The organism is Stenotrophomonas sp. 05L44_2, from assembly GCF_056665995.1.
In genome coordinates, this window is sequence record NZ_JBFTNR010000725.1 from 1 (window position 1) to 2,098 (window position 2,098).

The window sequence follows — 2,098 nt, forward strand, 5'->3', positions numbered from 1 at the left end:
ACGCGATCCTGATCGTGGAGTTCGCCGAAGCACGCTACCGCGCCGGCAGTTCAGCGGTGGAAGCGGCACTGCAGGGCGCGCGCCTGCGCCTGCGGCCGATCGTGATGACCTCGCTGGCCTTCGTGGCAGGCGTCATCCCGCTGGCGTTGGCCACCGGCGCCGGCGCGGTCAGCCGGCGTGAAATCGGCATGAGCGTGATCGGCGGCATGCTCTCCGGAACGGTGCTGGCGGTGGTGCTGGTGCCGCTGTTCTTCGTGCTGGTACGGCGGATGGGCAGGGCGCGGCCGGTGCACTGAGGAGGCCAGGGCCGTCGGTTGTCATCGGCCTGCCGCAACGCCATCACCCGGTCTTGGCCCGGGCATCGGTAGGGTGATCGTCCCCGTCCCCCACGGAGACCTGCCATGTGGTTGCTTGACCGACTCTGGCCCTCACGCCCTGCGCTGCCCGCCGCGACGCTGCCGCCTGCAGCGGACCTGCCCACGCGTCGAACGCCGTTGAAGCGTCCGTTGCGCGTCGGCCGGGCCAGCATGGCCCCGTGGCAGAAGGTCGCGCCGCCGCCCAGGCGCAGCCGCCACTAACCGGTGCGGTCGGCGGGGTGGTTCACCCCGTCATTGACCGGAATCGTTCCCAGCGCGAACGGATCGATGCCTTCCAGGCAGGCCACGTTGTAGCCGTACTGGTCCGGGTTGGAGCGGCGGCGGTGGTGCGTGTAGATGCCACAGACGTCGCAGAAGTAGTGCTCGGCCACGTGCGTATTGAACTGGTACAGGCGCAGATGGGCCTGGCCACGCACGATATGCAGCCCGTCTTCGGCCACGCTGGCGGCGATGGCGCCGCGGCGCCGGCACATCGAACAGTCGCAGCGGCGCGGGTCGACGATGCCCTCGGGCAGGTCCAGCAGCAGCTCGACGGTGCCGCAATGACAGCTGGCCCGGTGCTGCGCCTGCACGGCGACGCCGGCCACGGTGGTAATGCCCATCCTCGCTCCCTGTACACCTTGGTGGACGCCAGTATGCGCCCGCAGGCGCCAGCCTGAACCGTCGTAGATGTCGCCGTGAGGCGGCTTGTGGCTAACTATGCCGCCCCGGGACCCCGACAGGATGCCAGTGAAAGCCGCAGGACGATGGATGACAGGATGTGTGATGGTGCTGCTGGCGCTGTGGGTGGCCGGTCTGCTGACCTACCAGATGCCCGGGCCAGGCTGGCTGGGCGTGACCGCGGCGATGCTGTGGCTGCTGGCCGCCGCCTGGGCGGCCTGGCAGGTGGCGCGCGGCCGTGGCACGCGCCGGTTGTGGGCGGCCTTTGCCGGCGCTCTGGCGCTGGCGGGGCTGTGGTGGCTGCTGCTGACCCCACGCCAGGACCGCGACTGGGCCGATGACGTGGCGCAGCGCCTGCACGTGGAATCCTTCGATGGCCGCCACGTGGTGCTGGATAACGTGCGCGATTTCACCTGGCGCACCGAGACCGACTACGACGCGCGCTGGGTGCGCCGCAGCTACGACCTGGACCAGCTGCGTTCGGCCGACCTGGTGCTGTCGTACTGGATGGGCCCGGCGATCGCCCACACCCTGGTCTCGTTCGGATTCGAGGACGGGCGCCACCTGGTGTTCTCGCTGGAAATCCGCAAGGAGCGTGGTGAATCGTTCTCGGCACTGGGCGGCTTCTTCCGCAAGTTCGAGATGACGCTGGTCGCGTCCGAAGAAACCGACATCATCCGCACGCGCACCAACGCGCGCGGCGAGGATGTCTACCTGTACCGCCTGCACGGCATGGACCGCAACCAGCTCAAGACCCTGTTTGCTGCCTACATCGACCAAGCACGCCAGCTTGATGCCACGCCCGGCTTCTACAACACGCTGACCAGCAACTGCACCACGATTGTCTTCGACCTGGCGCGGCATATCGCCCCGCGCCTGCCGCTGGACTACCGGTTGCTGGCCTCGGGCTACCTGGCCGAGTACGCGCAGGAGGTGGGCGCGCTCACGCCTGGCGTGCCGTACGCCGAACTGCATGCCAAGGGCCGCATCACCGAGCGCGCGCTGAAGATGGCACCCGACGATGACTTCTCCACCGTGATCCGCCAGGGCATCCCTGGCAC

Annotated in this window: 3 protein-coding genes; 2 read left to right on the forward strand and 1 reads right to left on the reverse strand. The window is 68.8% G+C overall.

The genetic code is table 11. The features are described from left to right. Positions 1–296 (forward strand): efflux RND transporter permease subunit (locus AC1VAN_RS19825; RefSeq protein WP_480986538.1); only part of this gene is annotated, 296 nt, incomplete at its 5' end. A gap of 278 nt (positions 297–574) precedes the next feature. Here the strand turns inward: AC1VAN_RS19825 and AC1VAN_RS19830 are convergent. After that, the gene (locus AC1VAN_RS19830; RefSeq protein WP_032977314.1) at positions 575–979 is read right to left on the reverse strand and encodes a GFA family protein; all 405 of its coding nucleotides are present in this window, start codon (positions 977–979) and stop codon (positions 575–577) included. 163 nt (positions 980–1,142) lie between these two features. On the opposite strand from AC1VAN_RS19830, the gene AC1VAN_RS19835 reads away from it, so the two are divergent. Continuing rightward, the coding region (locus tag AC1VAN_RS19835) for an Lnb N-terminal periplasmic domain-containing protein (RefSeq protein ID WP_480986539.1) at positions 1,143–2,098 on the forward strand (956 nt) is incomplete at its 3' end.